The following is a 1376-nucleotide window of genomic DNA, read 5'->3' as shown; positions in this document are numbered from 1 at the left end:
CCTTGAGTGTTCGAAACCTTATAAGTGGATTTTTATTTTTATTTTCGGTGTTTGTTCACATTTTATGTTGGTAAGATTTTGATAATGTGATTATTAAGATATGCTTCAGTGACCTCTTTTAACGCTTATCAATGTATCTTCGGGCATTAATGACAACCGAGAATCTCGATAAAGTAACCGTTAAGCAACTACTGACATTTATACCCGATCAGTCCCTTAGTGCCTTAGCAGCCAAAACAGGTGTTGATTATCAGGCTAAAGTTTTGTTCGGCAGAAGTATGTTTTATCTGCTTTTGTATGGTCTGGCAGAAAACGAGCGCACAAGTTTACGGAGCCTGGAAGATACTTTCAACTCCCGCCGGTTTAAACTTTTGTTTAATCTTGATTCCGGCCAGACTACCCGTTACAATTCCATTTCTGACCGGCTTGCGACCATGAATCTGGACTTTTTTGAAGAGTCATACAAGATGATATATGGCTTATTCCATGAACATTTTAAGCCGAAAGAAACATTAAAGTATAATATCACCCGGGTAGATTCTACGATGGTGGCTGAAACCGCCAGCAAGCTGGAAAAAGGAATGATCACAGGAATAAAAAAAGATGGGAGGAAACAGATTAAGTATACGATATCTCTTGATGGATTATTGCCAAGCAGTGTAAAAGTCTTTACTGAACAGGCAGAACTAAGTGAAGATAAGACTATTCCAAAGACAATTCTCGCACTTGTTGATACGCACAATGATAATGTATTTGTATTTGACCGGGGTGTACAGAACCGGGGGGCATATGTCGATTTGGATGAAAAGAAATTACGATTTGTTACCAGGGTAAGAACAAATAGCAGATCTAAAGTTATAGAAGAGTTATTACTTCCTGTAAACCGAAAGGTAGGTAATCTGACCATACTAAAAGATGAGTGGGTATATCTTTATGGCAGTAAGAATAAAAGAGTAGATGTCCCATTTCGTTTAATAACAACTAAAGATGAAGAAGACAAACTGATTCTCTTTGTTACCAACATGAAGCAAGATGCTGATAAAGAACTTATTCCCGTAAAGGATATTATTACGATCTATAAACAGCGATGGGATATCGAAGTGTTTTTCAGATTTATTAAACAGGAACTTAACTTCAGTCACTTCCTGTCGACTAACCTAAATGGGATCAAAATAATCCTTTATATGACCCTTATTCTGGCTATGCTGATCCATATCTATAAAAAGTATAATAATGTAGGATACAAAACAGCTAAAAGAAGGGTCAAAATGGAGTTGGAAGAACTATTAACAATAATCATTGTTAAAGCATGCGGAGGTAATCCGGATATAGTATTCCGATGATTGATTTTTATTCAAGGTTTCGAACACTCAAGG

The 1376-nt window shown here is 36.6% G+C and carries 1 protein-coding gene; it reads left to right on the top strand.

Going from position 1 to position 1376, the window contains the following annotated elements; translation table 11 throughout:
- Positions 1–149 precede the first annotated feature (149 nt).
- The gene (locus tag QWZ17_RS23275) at positions 150–1343 is read left to right on the top strand and encodes an IS4 family transposase (RefSeq protein WP_290307721.1); all 1194 of its coding nucleotides are present in this window, start codon (positions 150–152) and stop codon (positions 1341–1343) included.
- Positions 1344–1376: the final 33 nt, after the last annotated feature.

The sequence above is a fragment of the Mucilaginibacter flavus genome (assembly GCF_030409315.1).
Lineage (GTDB): Bacteria > Bacteroidota > Bacteroidia > Sphingobacteriales > Sphingobacteriaceae > Mucilaginibacter > Mucilaginibacter flavus.
The sequence above is the reverse complement of the archived record's forward strand: the minus strand, read 5'-3'. Positions and strand labels throughout refer to the sequence as shown.

What these genes read in the sequence shown, in the direction of transcription:
- QWZ17_RS23275 (WP_290307721.1), top strand. Translation starts at nt 150, where the DNA reads ATGACAACCGAGAATCTCGATAAAGTAACCGTTAAGCAACTACTGACA.